Source organism: Rhodanobacter sp. FW101-FHT13A11 (assembly GCF_058790335.1).
On sequence record NZ_JBYTCN010000001.1, the window covers coordinates 515,923 to 532,033 of the forward strand.

The 16,111-nt window shown below is 67.2% G+C and carries 11 protein-coding genes; 7 read left to right on the forward strand and 4 right to left on the reverse strand.

The genetic code is table 11. From position 1 onward, the window contains the following. Positions 1-102: 102 nt before the first annotated feature. The 4 genes from AC3WRN_RS02320 to grxD all read left to right on the forward strand — a co-directional run bounded on the left by AC3WRN_RS02320 (position 103) and on the right by grxD (position 3,931). Positions 103-1,347 (forward strand): aminotransferase class I/II-fold pyridoxal phosphate-dependent enzyme, encoded by a 1,245-nt coding sequence (locus AC3WRN_RS02320; RefSeq protein WP_492621711.1) that lies wholly within the window; start codon positions 103-105, stop codon positions 1,345-1,347. 7 nt (positions 1,348-1,354) lie between these two features. Then, a complete protein-coding gene (locus tag AC3WRN_RS02325; RefSeq protein ID WP_492621712.1) occupies positions 1,355-1,966 on the forward strand; it encodes an SGNH/GDSL hydrolase family protein in 612 nt (203 codons plus the stop codon). Positions 1,967-2,059: 93 nt separating this feature from the next. Then, positions 2,060-2,926 carry a UDP-2,3-diacylglucosamine diphosphatase gene (locus tag AC3WRN_RS02330; RefSeq protein WP_492621713.1) on the forward strand — a complete coding sequence of 289 codons (867 nt, stop codon included), beginning with the start codon at positions 2,060-2,062 and terminating at the stop codon, positions 2,924-2,926. An 81-nt stretch (positions 2,927-3,007) separates the two neighbouring features. Next, entirely contained in the window at positions 3,008-3,931 is a 924-nt protein-coding gene (grxD, locus tag AC3WRN_RS02335) for a Grx4 family monothiol glutaredoxin (protein ID WP_068093014.1), read from the forward strand. A 99-nt stretch (positions 3,932-4,030) separates the two neighbouring features. Here grxD and AC3WRN_RS02340 read toward each other — a convergent pair whose 3' ends face one another. Beyond that, positions 4,031-5,383, reverse strand: a complete 1,353-nt coding sequence (locus tag AC3WRN_RS02340) for an aspartyl/asparaginyl beta-hydroxylase domain-containing protein (RefSeq protein WP_492621714.1) — start codon at positions 5,381-5,383, stop codon at positions 4,031-4,033. A gap of 216 nt (positions 5,384-5,599) precedes the next feature. Here AC3WRN_RS02340 and AC3WRN_RS02345 point away from each other — a divergent pair, with 216 nt between their 5' ends. After that, positions 5,600-7,186 carry a tetratricopeptide repeat-containing sulfotransferase family protein gene (locus tag AC3WRN_RS02345; RefSeq protein WP_492621715.1) on the forward strand — a complete coding sequence of 529 codons (1,587 nt, stop codon included), beginning with the start codon at positions 5,600-5,602 and terminating at the stop codon, positions 7,184-7,186. Beyond that, a complete protein-coding gene (locus tag AC3WRN_RS02350) occupies positions 7,183-8,847 on the forward strand; it encodes a tetratricopeptide repeat-containing sulfotransferase family protein (protein ID WP_492621716.1) in 1,665 nt (554 codons plus the stop codon). The genes AC3WRN_RS02345 and AC3WRN_RS02350 overlap by 4 nt, the downstream gene beginning before the upstream one ends. A 7-nt stretch (positions 8,848-8,854) precedes the next feature. On the opposite strand, the gene AC3WRN_RS02355 is transcribed toward AC3WRN_RS02350, so the two are convergent. The 3 genes from AC3WRN_RS02355 to AC3WRN_RS02365 all read right to left on the reverse strand — a co-directional run bounded on the left by AC3WRN_RS02355 (position 8,855) and on the right by AC3WRN_RS02365 (position 14,956). After that, the gene (locus AC3WRN_RS02355; RefSeq protein WP_492621717.1) at positions 8,855-10,675 is read right to left on the reverse strand and encodes a tetratricopeptide repeat-containing sulfotransferase family protein; all 1,821 of its coding nucleotides are present in this window, start codon (positions 10,673-10,675) and stop codon (positions 8,855-8,857) included. Between the two features lie 79 nt (positions 10,676-10,754). Then, the gene (locus AC3WRN_RS02360; RefSeq protein ID WP_492621718.1) at positions 10,755-13,703 is read right to left on the reverse strand and encodes a TonB-dependent receptor plug domain-containing protein; all 2,949 of its coding nucleotides are present in this window, start codon (positions 13,701-13,703) and stop codon (positions 10,755-10,757) included. A 461-nt stretch (positions 13,704-14,164) separates the two neighbouring features. After that, entirely contained in the window at positions 14,165-14,956 is a 792-nt protein-coding gene (locus AC3WRN_RS02365) for an AMP nucleosidase (protein ID WP_492621719.1), read from the reverse strand. A gap of 192 nt (positions 14,957-15,148) precedes the next feature. Here AC3WRN_RS02365 and AC3WRN_RS02370 point away from each other — a divergent pair, with 192 nt between their 5' ends. After that, positions 15,149-16,093, forward strand: a complete 945-nt coding sequence (locus tag AC3WRN_RS02370; RefSeq protein WP_492621720.1) for a DegV family protein — start codon at positions 15,149-15,151, stop codon at positions 16,091-16,093. The last annotated feature ends 18 nt before the right edge of the window (positions 16,094-16,111 follow it).

Here is a 16,111-nt window from a genome sequence, read left to right on the forward strand (position 1 = left end):
AATCGCCTCATGCGGCCCTCGCGCTGCACTGCATCACGCTGCTAGCATCCCCCTTGCCGGCGGTTGCCGCCGGCCCACCCCCACTCGTTCAGGACTCCGGCGTTGGCCCCAATCACCCCCAGTGCGCACCTGGCGGACGTGCGCTACGAAATCCGCGGCGCACTGACCCGGCGCGCGCGCGAGCTGGAGGCCGCTGGCCTCGACATCATCAAGCTCAACATCGGCAACCCCGGCCGCTACGGTTTCGCGGCGCCGGCGCACCTGCGCGAGGCGATCGCCGGCCACCTGCACGACAGCGAGGCCTACGGCCACGAACAGGGGCTGGAGCTGGCCCGCGAAGCGATCGCCGCGCAGCAGCGCGCGCGGGGTGCGCGCGGCGTCGAACCCGAGCGCATCTTCATCGGCAACGGCGTCAGCGAGCTGATCGACCTCAGCCTGCGCGCGCTGCTGCAGCCCGGCGACGAGGTACTGCTGCCCAGCCCGGACTACCCGTTGTGGAGCGCCGCCACCATCCTCAACGGCGGCCAGCCGCGCTATTACCGCTGCCTGGCCCGTGACGGCCACCTGCCCGATCCGGACGAGGTCGAGGCGCTGATCACCCCGCGCACCCGCGCGCTGGTGCTGATCAACCCGAACAACCCGACCGGCGCGGTGTATCCGCGCGCGCTGCTGCAGCGGCTGGTGGATATCGCGGCACGGCACCGGCTGCTGCTGCTGTCCGACGAGATCTACGACGAGATCCTGTACGACGGGGCCAGCTTCCAGCCGCTGGCCGAGGTGGCCGGCGAGGTGCCCTGCCTCAGCTTCGGCGGCCTGTCCAAGGTGCACCGCGCCTGCGGCTACCGGGTCGGCTGGGCGAGCCTGTCCGGCAACCCCGCGCACACCGCGGCCTACCGCGATGCGCTGCAGCTGCTCGCCGCGCTGCGCCTGTGCGCGAACGTGACCGCGCAATGGGCGGTGCCGCCGGCGCTGCAGGCCGCGCCCACGATCAGCGCCCTCACCGCGCCCGGCGGCCGCCTGCACGAGGCGCGCCGCCTGGTACTGGAAGGCGTCGCCGCCAGCGACTACCTGGAACTGGTGGCGCCGCAGGGCGCGCTGTATGCGTTCCCGCAGGTACGCGCCGACCGCATCGCCCACTTCGACGACGAGGCCTTCGCGTTGCGCCTGCTGGAGGAGGAATCGGTGCTGGTGGTGCCCGGCAGCAGCTTCAACGTGCCGTGCAGCCGCCACTTCCGGCTCACCCTGCTGCCGCCGCCGGCGCAGCTGCAGGAGGTGTTCGTGCGGATCGAGCGGGTACTGGCGCGGATGGCGCGCGAGCAGTTGCCGCGGTCGGCCGCGGTCGCCTGATCCCACGATGCCGGCCGCGCTTCCCCGCTTCCTCGCCCTCGGCGACTCCTACACCATCGGCGAGGCGGTGGCCGCGCACGAAAACTGGCCGGCCACGCTGACGCAACGCCTGCGCCAGGCCGGCATCCCGCTCGACGGGCCGCGGATCGTCGCCGTCACCGGCTGGACCACCGACGAACTGGCGCAAGGCATGAACGCCGCCGCGCTGGTGCCGCCGTACGACCTGGTCAGCCTGCAGATCGGCGTCAACAACCAGTACCGCGGCCGCCCGGCCGAGGATTACCGCGGCGAGTTCGCCGGCCTGCTGGTGCGTGCGGTCGGGCTGGCCGGCGAGCGCGCCAGCCGCGTGGTGGTGGTGTCGATCCCGGACTGGGGCGTCACCCGCTTCGCCCGCGAACAGGATCGGGACCCCGCCCGCATCGGCGCCGAGCTGGACGCCTACAACGTGATCGCCCGCGTCGAAGCCAGGCGCACCGGCGCCGGTTTCGCCGACATCACCGGCATCTCGCGCCGGCATCCCGCGCTGCTCGCCGCCGATGGCCTGCACCCCTCGGCCGCGCAATACGCCTTGTGGGCGGAGGCGATTGAGCCGGCGGTGCGCGCCGCCCTGGATTCGTAGCCGCCGCCGCAACCGCGCTGCAATCTGTCCGCCATCGCACGGTGACGTGGCGATCGCACACTGGCGCCCCGGGCCACCACCGGGGACCGTGCCATGAACAGCTTCCATTGCCGCAGCGCCTTCATCTCCGATGTGCACCTGGGCACGCCGGACTGCAAGGCCGCCTACCTGCTCGACTTCCTGCGCCGGCTGCGTTGCGAAAAGCTCTACCTGGTCGGCGACATCGTCGACCTGGAGGCGCTGTCCCGGCGCCACTGGTGGCATGCCGAGCACAGCGCGGTGATCGCCGAGGTGCTGGCGCTGGCGCGCCGCGGGGTCGAGGTGGTCTACATCCCCGGCAACCACGACGCGCCCATGCGCGGCCTGCACGGGCAGAACTTCGCGGGCGTGCGGATCGAACTGGAGGCCGTGCACGTGGGTGCCGACGGCCGCCGCTACCGGGTCAGCCACGGCGACGAGTTCGACCCCGAGCGGATCGGCCGCCGCTGGATGCTGCTGCTCGGCGAGGCGATGCACCGCCTGATCTGCTGGAGCAACCGCCGGCTGCACGCGCTGCGGCGGCGGCTGGAACTGCCGTACCTGCCGCTGTCGATCATCGTCAAGTCGCACGTGGGCAAGGCGCTGGCGTATATCCGCGCCTACGAGCAGCGCGTCGCCGATGACGCGCAGCGGCGCGGCTTCGACGGCCATATCTGCGGGCACATCCACTTCGGCCACGTGCGCGAGCTGGGCGGCGTGCTCTACCTCAACGACGGCGACTGGGTCGAGCACTGCACCGTACTGGTCGAGGACCACGCCGGCGCGATGGAGCTGATCCACTGGAGCGAACAGTCCACCGCGCTGGGCCGCGCCAGCCGCGAGCGGGTGTGGCCCTCGCCCGCCGCGGTGCTGGCGCTGGCGCCGCTGGGCACGGCGCGCCGCGGCGATCCGGACCCGGGCGAGCTGCATCGTGCCGCCTGAGCGGGCGGCCTTGAAGGCCGGCGGGAGCCCCGCATATCGGGGCGGCGTATCATGGTCGTCTTCCCTGCCGGAGTTATCCCCATGTCCCTCGACAGCGCCACCCGCGAACGTATCGAAACCCTGCTCAAGGACCACCGCGTGGTGCTGTTCATGAAGGGCAACCGCCAGCAGCCGATGTGCGGCTTCTCCGCGGCGGCCACCAACACGCTGAACGAGCTGCTGCCCGAGTACCACACGGTCAACGTGCTGGAGGATCCGGAAATCCGCGAGGGCATCAAGGCCTACGGCGACTGGCCCACCATCCCGCAGCTGTACGTGGAGGGCGAGCTGGTCGGCGGCGCCGACATCATCCGCCAGATGTACGGCAGCGGCGAGCTGCACCAGCTGTTCGGCCTCGCCGCGCCGGACCGCACGCCGCCGGAAATCACCATCACCGACGCCGCCGCCGAGGCGATCCGCCAAGGCACCGCGAACGCGCAGGGCGTGGCGCTGCACCTGGAGATCGGCCCCGACCACAGCGCCGGCTTCCAGCTGGCGCCGGCCGGCGAACACGACATCGTGGCCCATGCGAACGGCCTCGAAGTGCACTTCGACCCGGCCAGCGCGCAGCGCGCCAAGGGCATCGTGATCGACTGGGTCTCCACCGTGCAGGGCGAGGGCCTGAGCCTGAAGTTCCCCGGTGCGCAGGAGATCAAGCCGCTCAGCGTGCAGCAGCTGCGGGACCGCCTCGCCGCCAACGACCTCGTGCTGATCGACGTGCGCCCCGCCGCTGGCCGCGCCATCGCCGCACCGCTGGCGCGGGCGCGGGTGCTGGAGGAGGAAGGCTACGAGGCCCTCGCAGGCCTGCCGAAGGACACCGCGCTGGCCTTCATCTGCCACCACGGCATGTCCAGCCGCGCCATGGCCGAGCGCTTCGCCGCGCACGGCTTCGTCAACGTGTACAACGTCGAGGGCGGCATGGACGCGTGGGCGCGCGAGGTGGACCCGGGCGTGCCGCGTTACTGATCATCCGGCCGACCACATCGCGTCGCGTCGCGGAAGGCCCCGGCACGGGGCCTTCCGTTTGCCGGCGATCGGACATTCCGCGCGAACTGCTCCCCCGGTTCAGTCGCCGGGCAGGTCGCAGCTCCGGTTGAAATCGCCGATGCCGGCGACCAGTTCGGCAAGCGCGGCGCGTTCGGCTTCGCTCAGGTCGGGATTCCAGCAGTCCATGATCAGCACCACGCGCGTCTCGCCGCTGCGGTTCCACGCCTCGTGCTCGAACGTGTCGTCGAAGGTGACGCAGCGGCCCTCCTGCCACTCGTGAATCTCCCCGCCCACGTTCAGCGCGCAATCCGGCGGCACGATCAGCGGCAGATGGGTGACCAGCCGCGTGTTGGTGACGCCGCGGTGCGGCAGGATATGGGTGCCCGGCCGCAACACCGAGAACAGCGTCTCCGGCCCGTGCTCGCGAATGCGCGACAGCGGCATCCGCTCGATCAGCGCAGTGGTTTGCGGGCAGCGGGCGCAGTGCGCGTCGTAGCGCTGGCCGTGCCGGTAGAAGAAGTGGGCGTCCCACGCCGCCTGCTGCGCTCCGGAGGCGCGCAGCATGGTCCCCATGTCCTGCGGCGAGTCGACCTTGAGGAAGGCCTCCAGGTCGCGCGGCTGCTCCAGCACCGCGCGCAGCTCCGCGCGGATCGCCGCGGTGCCGACCTCCAGCGCCTCGAATTCCGGGAAGCGTTCGCGCGGATAGTAGGGCTGGCTGGGGATGCCCGGGAAATACAGGAACTTCGGCTGCTGCCGTGGATCGGGCAGGTTCGCCGGCTGCTCGTGCAGGTAGACCGCCAGGCACTGCTCGACGCGCCGCAGTTCCGAACGACCGTAGCGTTCGCGCAGCGGTTCCAGGATGCCGTCGAACAAGGCATGCCGGCCGGTGTCGACGTAGCGCATGGCGTGCTTGACCGCGTCGCGCATCCCAGGCGCGGTGCTCGCGTCGCTGAGCCAGCGCCCCTGCGCCTGCGCAGCGTTGATGGCGCCGAAGTAGGCGACCAGCGCGTCGTGCGACTGCCCCAGCTGCTCCAGTGCCACTCCGAGCCGCAAGCGGGCCACGAACATATGCGGCGCCAGCGCCAGCACGTCACGCAGATCGACGGCGGCACCGGCGTAATCCGCGCCCGCCATCCGCGCCGAGCCCAGCTGATGCAGCACGCCCGGATCCCGCGGGTGCGCACGATGCGCCGTCAGCAGGCGCTCGATCGCCTTGCCCACTTCGCCGCGCGCAACATGGCGCATGGCGAGATACTGTAGCGCTTCCGCGTCGCCCGGCTCGGCGTCCAGCAGGTGCAAAAAGGACTGCTCCGCCACCATCTCGTCGCCGTGATCCAGGGCGAAACGCGCACGTTCGCGGTAACCCGGCTGAGGATTCGACAACTGCTCGTTCATGACCGGCTTCGCCTGGAACTGGAAATGCGGCGCCATGCATGCGCCACGGCAGGAAACATGAGCGGCATAATACCCCCGATGCCGGCTTACACTGCGGCATCACGCTGAATACCCCGGGAAAAGCCTTCGTCAGGAGGTGTCCCGGTCAAGGAATGGCGCGACTCCGGATGCGCGCATCCGCACCAGACACCCCTGAACCCACCGCCGGCCATTAACCGTCACTCGCCACCGACTCACCCGACAGGTCGCCGCATGCTGCCCACTTCCCCAACCTCTCGACTGAACGGGCTGGATACGGCCAGCGTCCAGCACGTCGCCGCCGTTGCCGAGGCCCTGGATGCCGGCCGGGTGGACGAGGCCAACCGCCGCCTCGGGTTCGTCATGGCCACGCACCCCAGTCATCCGGAAGTGTTGCGCATGCAGGCCGGCATTCTCGGTCAGCGGGGCCTCCACAGTGAGGCGATCCATGCGATGCAGCGCGCGCTGGCGCAACGGCCGCAGGACGCGCTGTATTACAACACCCTCGGCACCCTGCTGGGCGCGGCAGGAAACTACGACGGCGCCATCGTGGCATTGCGCCGCTGCTGCGAGCTGCAGCCGCGGCTGGCGCTTGCCTGGTACAACCTCGGCGTGATGCTGACCCGCAGCGTGCGGAACGATGAAGCGGTGAACGCGCTGCGGCATGCCGTGGCGATCGCCCCGGACCATTACGCCGCGCGCGCACTGCTGGCCGACCTGCTGCGCACCACCGACCAGGTCGAGCAGGCCGCCACCGAGTACCGGCGTCTGCTTGCGGAACAACCCGCCACCGGCATGGCGTGGTGGGGCCTGGCCGAGCTGCGGACCAACCGATTCAGCCACGACGACATCGCGCGGATGCGCACCATCGTCCAGAACACCCGCATCGATGCCGACGACCTGATCGCTACCGGCTTCGCACTGGCCAAGGCGCTGGACGAAGCCGACCGCCCAGCCGAGTCGCTGGCCGTGCTGGATCGCGCCAATGCCGTTGCCCGGCGCCGGCAGCGCTGGGATGCCTCCGCCTTCTCGACCACCATCGATGCGGTCCTCGAGGCTTTCGCTCCACCTCCCAGCGGTGCCACGGCGGCACAGGGCCACGAAGCGATCTTCGTCGCCAGCCTGCCCCGCTCCGGCTCGACCCTGGTCGAACAGATACTGGCCTCGCACAGTCGCGTCGAAGGCGCCGGCGAACTGGCCGACCTGCCGCAGGTGCTCGGCGAGGAGTCGCGCCGCCGCGGCCTGCATTTCCCGCAATGGGTCGGCGCGATGCGGGCCGACGACTGGGAGCGGCTGGGCCAGCGCTACCTGGAACGCACCGCGCGTTGGCGCCGTCAGCGTCCCGTGTTCATCGACAAGCTGCCCAACAACTGGATGTACATCGGCGCGGTCCGGGCCATGCTGCCGTCGGCGCGCATCGTCGTCTGCCGGCGCGATCCGCTGGAAACCTGCTTCTCGTGTTATCGCCAACACCTGGCGGGCAACGAGTACACGCGCACGTTCGAGGACCTGGCCGGTTTCTGGCGCGATTTCGATCGCAGCGTGCGGCGGTGGCGCGAACTGCACCAGGCACACGTATTCGAGCACCGGTACGAAGACCTGCTGGCGGGACCTGAAGCCGGTATCCGGCGGCTGCTTGATTTCTGCGGCCTGCCCTTCGAGCCGGGTTGTCTCGATTTCCACGAAACACAGCGCGACGTGCGATCGCCCAGCGCCACCCAGGTACGCCGCCCATTGCACAACACCGCTCGTGCGCCACGCTACGGTGCGCTGCTCGATCCATTGCGCACCGCGCTGGGACTTCCGCGGTGGCACGCATGACACAGGAGCACGCAGCCGCCGCAGCCGGCGCCGGTGCCGACACGACAGCCGCCGGCGCCCTGGCACTGGCGGAGTACCGACGGCAACGCACGCTTGGTGATGCGCGGGCGGCACGACATGCCTTGCAGGCCGCCCTTGCCGGCGCCCCCGAGAGCGCATGGCTGGATTGTTCGCGCGCCCTGGTGCTGAGCGGAGATCTCGATGCGGCGCATGCCGTGCTCGCCGCCGGCATGGCCGCCCATCCCGGCTCGACCGATCTGCGCTTCGCCCTGGCGGGCGTCCTGTATGAACGCAGCGACCCTGCACAGGCGGAGCTCCTGCTGCGCGAGCTGCTGGAACAGCGGCCCGCGCACGCCGCGGCGGTCTTTCTTCTTGCCAGGTTGCTGCGCCAGCAAGGCCGCCTGGGCGCGGTGGCAGCTGCACTGCGCGCCCTGTTCGCCCACGACCGGCACCCTCTGGCCACCGTGATCCAGGCCGTGGAACTGCTCGATGATTGCGGCAGGCAGCAGGACGCCGCGGCCATCTGTCAGGCCGAGATCGCCTCCGGCTGTACCGATCCGCGTATTTACGCCTATGCCGGCATGCTGGAACTCCAGCTGGGTGCGTTCGAAGACGCACGCCGGCATTACGCCTATGTGCTGGCGCACGACCAGCGGGCGCCGGAATGGAACATCCCGATCGGTCTCAGCAGCATGCAGCGCTACCGCGATGCAGGTCATCCGGATTTCCAGCTGTTCCGGGACACCTTGCAGCAGGAACGGCTGAGCGACAGGGCGCGCAGCACTACCCTGTTCGCGCTGGGCAAGGCGCATGACGACATCGGCGACTACGCCCGCGCGGCGAACTACCTGCGCCAGGCCAATGCAATCGCGCACAAGGCCACCGGGTGGTCGCGCAAGCAGTGGCGCCGACGCGTGGATTCGCAGCTCGCACGCCAGTCCATGCCTTTCGAGTTAGTACCACCGGACGACTGGACGCCCGTGTTCATGGTCGGCGTGCCGCGCTCCGGAACCACCCTGGTGGCCGAGCTGCTGGCACAGCATCCCGACGTGTGCAACCGTGGGGAGCTGCCCTGGCTCGGGCACGTCGCGCAGTCGCTATCGCTGCATGACGAGAGCCGCGTCGAGGCATTCGAACAGGCAGCCACCACCTATGCGGCGCAACTGCGTCAGGATGACTCCGACGCGACGTGGTTCATCGACAAACAGCCGCTCAATCTGCTGCACGTCGACCTGGTCCTCGCGTTGTGGCCCAACGCCCGCATCGTGTTCTGCCAGCGGAACGCCCGCGACACAGCATTGTCGCTGTGGTCGCAGTCCTTTCTAGACGATGCACACGGCTACGCCTACGATTTCGCCGACATCGCCGTGGTTGCCAGGGACTGCCTCCGGCTGATGACGCGATGGCAGCAGCTCCACGCGACATCGATCCACGCGGTGGCTTACGAGCGACTCGTCGCCGACCCCGCCGCCGTCATGGCGGATATAGCCGGCTGGCTGGGACTGCCGCCATTCGACCCGCGGACGTCGCGGCAGCCGGCTGCTGCCATCAGTACCGCCAGCCTGTGGCAGGCACGCCAGCCGATCCATACCGGCTCGGTGGGGCGCTGGCGGCACTACGCTGCGTATCTACCTGAGCTGTTGCGAATTCCCGAGCGCTGAAGCCGCCTCAACCGCCCGGTTCGCCGGCGTAGCCCCAATGCTGCAGCATCGGCTCTAGCACCGGCAGCACCGCGGAAAACTCCTCCCGATAGCGCTTCCAGCGATCCAGGCCCTTGCGATTCACCGGCTGGATCACCTGGGTATAGCTGGGCGTGGCGATGTAGCCCTTGTCGCGGGCATGCTGGTCGAACCGCAGCATTGGCGATGGATCCCGCACGCCCAGGAATTCCGCGATCCTTTGCGCGTGCGCTCCCGGATCGGCAACCAGTTCCTCATAGCGCGAGACGAGCACATTCGGCTGGAACACCTCCACATGGTGCAGCCAGCACTCCATCGCCGTCACATAGGCCGCGGCCAGTTGCGGCAACGAGGCGCAGGCAGCCGCCAGCACACTGGCCTTGTAGTTCTGCATGTAATTGCTGATCAGCACATCGCAGGGGTGCCGCAGCGCGAGGATGAATTTCGCCCGCGGGAAGATGCGGTGGATCAGCGGCAGCCACAGCATGTTCAGCGGATTCTTGTCGACCAGTTGCGCATCCCACCGGCGGGCGATCTTGGTGCACACCAACTGCAGATAATCCTTGCGCAATTCGTCACAGGCATGTTGGTCGAGCTGGTGCAGATCCTGGGGTACCGAGATTCCGTGGTCGTCGAGACGGTTCGCCAGAACGTTGAAAAACGGACGTTCGTCCATGGACTGCAGCGACGGGTGAGCGTCCAGCATCTGCTCGAGCAACGTCGTCCCCGAGCGGGGGAATCCCACGATGAATATCGGGGATTCCGCGACGGCCGGAGCGAGCAGCTGCGGCCACTTGAGATAGTCCTCCGCGGAGACCCGCCCAACCGCTGCGGGCAGGATCGGCGCTCCGGGTTCGAATCGATGCGGCACGGTTTGGCGAAGCTCATCCACCTGCAGCCGGTGCGCCGTGTCCAGCGCGCGCATGGCCGCGGCGCTGTCGTTCAACCGGTCGCAGACTCCGGCCAGATCGAAATAATGCGCGTAGTCGCCGGGGTTGCGCGGCCCCGCCTGTTCCAGGATCCGACGTGCGAGCGTGCCATCGCCGCGACGCGTGGCCATGGTGGCGCGCAGATGAGTGAGATCCTGCAGGTTCGCCGCGCTCAGTGCCTCGGGGTGCCGAAGCAGGCTCTCCTGCAGCGACTGGGCGGCATCCAGGTCGTTGACCCGCTCATACACTCCCGCCAGAAGAACGGCTGCGGGGACATTCCGCGGTGAGCGGGCGCACAGGTCCTCCAGCAGGAATTGCGCGGTACGCCCGTCGCCAAGTGACTGATGCAGGTCGGCCAACTCGAGTTGCAGATCGTCTTCCAACGGCAACCACTCACGCCAAGGGCGGATCAGCTCCTCGGCCCGGTAGTCCCGGCAGATCGCGCAGGCGCGCGCCGCGCGGACAATCGTTTCCGGCGAGCGAGGATCCAGTTCGAGTACCCTCAACATGGCGTCGCGCGCACCCTCGAAGTTCTTCTGCTCCAGTTGAAGCATGCCGCGATTGACCCACTGGGCGGCATCGTCGGGCGCCAGTCGCAATGCGGTATCGCAGGCCACGGCAGCCTCGTCCAGGCGCCCGGCCTCGCGCAGCACCGTGGCGTAATTGCCCCAGTGCAGCGCGCTGCCGGGAAGCAGTTCCGTCAGCTTTGCATGAACCGCCACAGCTTCTTCCTGCCGTCGTTGCGCGCCCAGTGCCAGAGCCAACAGCAGCAAGGTATCCGTGTCGTCCGGAATCCGCTGCAGGCTGTCGCGGCACAGCCGCTCAGCATCGACTGCCCTGCCAGCCTGCAGGGCGGCGACGATATCCGGGATTTCGTTCAAGGTCGTATTCATCAAGAAAAGGGCCGCGCGGGAAACCCGCGCGGCCCATGGTAACAACCAATCGGACTGACCTGACTGGTTAGAAGCTCACCGTCACGCGGCCCCAGAAGTAACGACCCTGCAGGTCGAAATCGCTCGGATCGGTGTTGGCGTTCAGGGTATTGTTCGCGTACAGCATCGGCGGTTGCTTGTCGAACAGGTTGTTCACGCCGAAGTCCACGCGGGTGTTGAACTGCTCGATGTTGTAACCGATCGACACGTCGTTGTAGACCGTCGCGCCCTTCTTCATCACATAGTTCGGGATGCCCGGAATCGGCGAGGCCGTATAGCCCGGAACCGGCGAACCCAGCTCGTAGCGGCCGATGTAGCGCATGCGCCACGACGCGTTCCAGCCGGCCAGATTCCAGTTCACGAAGCCCTGACCGCGCCAGCGCGGGAACAGGCACACGCCACCGCCGGTCGGGCACGCACCGGATTCCGGCGAGCCGAAGAACTCGAAGTGCCCGGCCTCGTGGTAAACCGCGTTACCCGGCAGACCCGGCGAGGTCTCTTGGTCGTAACGCTTCATGTACGTGCCGTCAACGCCCACCAGGAAGTTGCCGAACCCGAACTGCGGCAGCTTGTAGCGCAGCGACAGATCCACGCCGCTGGCGTCGGTGCGGCCGAGGTTGCCGGTCGGCTCGATGATCTGCGCGATCTGGCCCGGGTTGGTGCTGCCGGCGCCGGAGCGGGTGATCAGCGGGCAGTACGCAGTGACCCCGTTGTAGCAGAGGTTCAGCACGGTCTGTGCGCCGATGGCGGTGATGGTGTTCTTGAGGTAGAGGCGCCACACATCGACGCTGGCCGACAGGCCCGGCGCCCACGACGGCGAATAGACCGCGCCGAAGTCGAACGACTTGCCCTTCTCCGGCCCGAGCGGGAAACCGGCGTACTTCGAGCCGGAGGACACCGCCTTGATCTGCTGGCCGAGCTTCACATCTTGGTTGACGAACGGATACCCCGGCTGCGTGGCGTTGGTCGGAACCCCTACGCAAGCCGGATTGCCGGCGGTGGTAATGAAGTTGCACGGGTCACTGCTGAGCTTCGGTGCGTCGCTGATCGGCGCGCCATACACATTGCCCACGGTCGGGGCGCGGAACACGTCCGACATCGTGCCGCGCAGCAGCAGGTCGGCGATCGGGCGGTACTCGATGGCGAATTTCTTGTTGTTGGTGCTGCCGAAGGTGCTGTACTTGGAATAACGGTCACCGATATCGACGTTCAGCGCCTGGATACCCGGGATGTCCTTCAGGATCGGCACGAACAATTCGGCGTAGCCTTCCTTCACGTTGTAGCCGCCGCGCAGCGGCGAACTGCACTGGCTGCCCAACGTGCAGTTGCCGGTGGCCGGGTCGATCAGCAGCAGCGGATCGATCGTGCTGTTGGTGTACTCCTTGCGATATGAAGCGCCACCAGCCAACTGCACGGTACCGGCCGGCAGTTCGAACAGGCCGCCGTTCAGGTCTACCGAGTAGGTCTTCTCGATCGAGTAGTTGTTACTGATCGCCGGCACAGCGGCGGCCTGCAACGCCTTGATGGAGTTCGGGTCGAACAGGTTGAACGGGTTGAACGGAGTGCAGCCGGTCGACGGCGTGTTGCAGACCACCTGGCCGGTTGCCGGGTTGAGGTGCGACGGCCCCAGGTCGGCATTGATGATGCGCTGGTTCGGCAGGCCACGGGTGATCGTGTTCTGCGAGAAGTGGCCATAGTCCAGGCCAGCATCCCAGTTCCACGCCTGCCCAAAGACCGTGAAGTCACCCTTGAAGCCGGTCTGGATCTGGTCCGTGGTGGTGCCGTAGTTCGCGCTGCGGTTGCCGGCCGACACCAGGCGCGCACGGTAGTCGTTGCCTGCGGACGAAAATTCCACGCCGAACGGGTTGTAGTACGCGTCCTTGGAGATCACCGCGCCGTAGATGGAGCCCAGCAATGCGGGCGCCAGCTGGAAGGCTGAGGAGGTCTTGTTGTGGTAACCGGTCAGGTAGACCTGCACGTGGTCACCCAGGTTGTAGCTGCCTTTCAACCAGGCGCTGGTACGCTCCTGCGGGGTCTGGATCAGGTTGACCGCCGCATAGTTGTACTTGTCGCTGTTCGTGAAGCAATGGTAATCGGTCGCCGTATTCTGGCCGCTGGCGCCCGGATTGATGGCGACGTTCTTGCAGCCGTAAGCAGTCCGCAGAGCCGGGGGCAGCTGGATGCGGTCGTGGGCCGGGAAGCTGGAACCGCCGATGTAGGAATAAATCGGCGTACTCGCACTACCCGTGATCGAGACCGCGTTCTGGCTGAACTTGCGGTTCTTGGCCAGCACGGCCTCGGTCTTGTTGTAGTCCACGCCGCCCATGATGCTGCCCTTGTCGGACGTCTGGCCGAACGTGAACGTGTAACCGGTCGAGGCACCATCGTTGTGGTCGGACTCGCCGTAGGTCGCCGAGAACTGGGCGCCCTGGTAGTCCTTCTTGAGGATGAAGTTCACCACGCCGCCGATCGCGTCGGAGCCGTAGACCGAGGACGCGCCGTCAGTCAGCACTTCGATGCGCTCGATCATGTCGGCTGGAATCGAGTTCGGATCACCGTTGATGATGCGCTTGCCGTCGATCAGGATCAGGGTGCGCTGGCTACCCAGGCCACGCAAGCCGATCGAGGAGCCGCCGGTGCCGCCGCTGTTGTTGACCTGCGGATTGATGTTGCCGCCGGTGACTGCCGGCAGTTGCTGCACGATGTCACCCAAGGTGAGCTTGCCGGTTGCCTTGATGGCAGCCGCGTCAATGGTAACCACCGGGTTGGACGTTTCCAGGTCGACGCGACGAATGTTCGAGCCGGTAACCACCACCGTCTGCAGCGTCTGTGCCTTTTTCTGGCTGGGCTGGTTGGCCGTGTCCTGCGTGTTCGTATCCTGCGCGAAGGCCGAAGTGGACACGCCCACCGCGATGACAGCACCCAGCGAAAGGCCGAGACGGACCGCCGAAGAAAGTTTCTTGACCCCAAGTTTCATGAAAGCACCCTCCGATTAATTATTTAATGCGTCAGTAAAACTTAAATTCCCACAATAGCGATGGCGGGTTGTCGTGGCTTTCTCTCGATTCCTGATGAGTGCCGAACGACGGGAACTCCCGATCCGGGCCGATACTAACAGGGAAATAACACTGCGAGAACACAACAGCCTCGTCATGGTTGGCACGGCTGAGGACACCGGTAAATGCATTGCGGCTGGCTGGTCGACCCCTCAACCCGCTCCCTGTGTGATCCGTCTTTATTACGCTTCATTTACGCATTGTCAACAAATTTTCTATAGCAAGAATTTGCGTATTCACGATTATCTCGTTCGTAAAAACTTACGGATAGGCCCTGATTGCGATCATCGTCGCGATTCCCTGTCGACGCGCGCAGCAATAACTTGCGATACAGCTTGACTTGCCCCGCATCCGACCGCCGACCTAAGGAGCGTCGTGCCCCCTACTCGTTCTCTCCGTCGGCCTCGAAGCGCAGGTGCTTCACGCTGCGGCCGTTACGGCGCACCAGCTTGAGTGCCTCGATGCCGATGCGGATGTGCGCCTCGACGAATTCCGAGGTGATCCGGCGGTCGCTGGCCTCGGTCTTCACGCCTTCCGGGATCATCGGCTGGTCGGACACCAGCAGCAGGGCGCCGCACGGGATGCGGTTGGCGAAGCCGGCGGCGAAGATGGTGGCGGTCTCCATGTCCACCGCCATGCAGCGGGTGCGCCGCAGGTAGTCCTTGAACGCGTCGTCGTGCTCCCACACGCGCCGGTTGGTGGTGTACACCGTGCCGGTCCAGTAGTCGTGGCCGAGGTCGCGGATCATGGTGGAGACCGCGCGCTGGAGCTGGAACGCCGGCAGCGCGGGCACCTCCGGCAACAGGTAGTCGTTGCTGGTGCCTTCGCCGCGGATCGCCGCGATCGGCAGCACCAGGTCGCCGAGCTGGTTCTTCTTCTTGACCCCGCCGCACTTGCCCAGGAACAGCGCGGCCTTCGGTCCGATCGCGCTGAGCAGGTCCATCATGGTGGCGGCATTGGGGCTGCCCATGCCGAAGTTGATCAAGGTGATGCCGTCGGCGGTGGCGCTCGGCATCGGCCGGTCGCGCCCCTGCACCTCCACGCCGTGCCATTGCGCGAACAGCTCCACGTAATGGCCGAAGTTGGTCAGCAGGATGTGCTCGCCGAACTGCTCGAGCGGCACGCCGGTGTAGCGCGGCAGCCAGTTGGAGACGATTTCCTGTTTGCTTTTCATGGATGAAGCGATACCTGGTGGGGTTGCCGGCGACGCCACGCCGGCGGAATGCCAGACACATGCGGCGGTCATTCTAGGGCCGGACCATGCGCCACGGCCCCGGCACGCCCGCGCCACGGGCACTTTTCCCTGTGACCGCAGTCACTTGTGCCATGTTATGTTGCACTTGCCATTCATGACGGGGGGAAACGTATGCGGATGGGCCTGGCAATCGACGCGGCCTGCGACCTGTCGCAGGCGTTCCTGCAACAGCACAATGTTGCGGTGATGCCGATCACCGTGCGGGTGGACGGCGAAGTCTTCATGGACGACCGCAAACCGGCCGAGATCCAGCGCTTCATCGATCGCCGCCTGGGCAGCCGCAGCCATTCGGCGGAGACCGAGCCGTGCCCGGTGGACGAGGTGCAGAAGCTGTTCCTGGAGAGGCTGGTGCTGGAGCAGGACTGCATGTTCTGCCTGACCATCACCGCCACCCGCAGCCCGATCAATGAGCACGTCAACAAGGCCAGTTTCGGCATCCTCAAGAACTACCGGCAGGTGCGCGAGCGGGCCGGCGTGCCCGGCCCGTTCATGATGCGCGTGATCGACACCCGCAACATCTTCGCCGGCGCGGCACCGGCAGTGTACGAGGCGGCTCGCCTGATCGCGGCCGACGAGACGCCGGGGGTGATCCGCGAACGGCTCACCCACCTCGCCAACCACACCTACGGCTATATGTTGCCGCGCGACCTCTACTACCTGCGCGCCCGCGCCAAGAAGAAGAACGACCGCAGCGTCGGCCTGGTCAGCGCGATGCTGGGCTCGGCGCTGGACATCAAGCCGATCCTGCGCTGTTTCCGCGGCGAGACCGGCCCGGTCGGCAAAGTGCGCGGCTTCGAGCAGGGCGCGGAGGCGCTGTTCGGCTATGCCGCACAGCGCGTGCGTGCCGGCCTGCTGGTGCCGATGGTCTGCGTCAGCTACGGCGGCGACCTCGAGGTGCTGCCGCACCTGCCCGGCTACACCGAGCTGCGCGCCGTCTGCGAAGAGCACGGCGTCGAGCTGATGGAAGCGCCGATGAGCATCACCGGCATGGTCAACGTGGGCGAAGGCGCGGTGACGGTCGGCTTCGCCGCCGAGGAGCACGAGGCCGAGTTCTGACCGCCGGCTGCCGCAGCG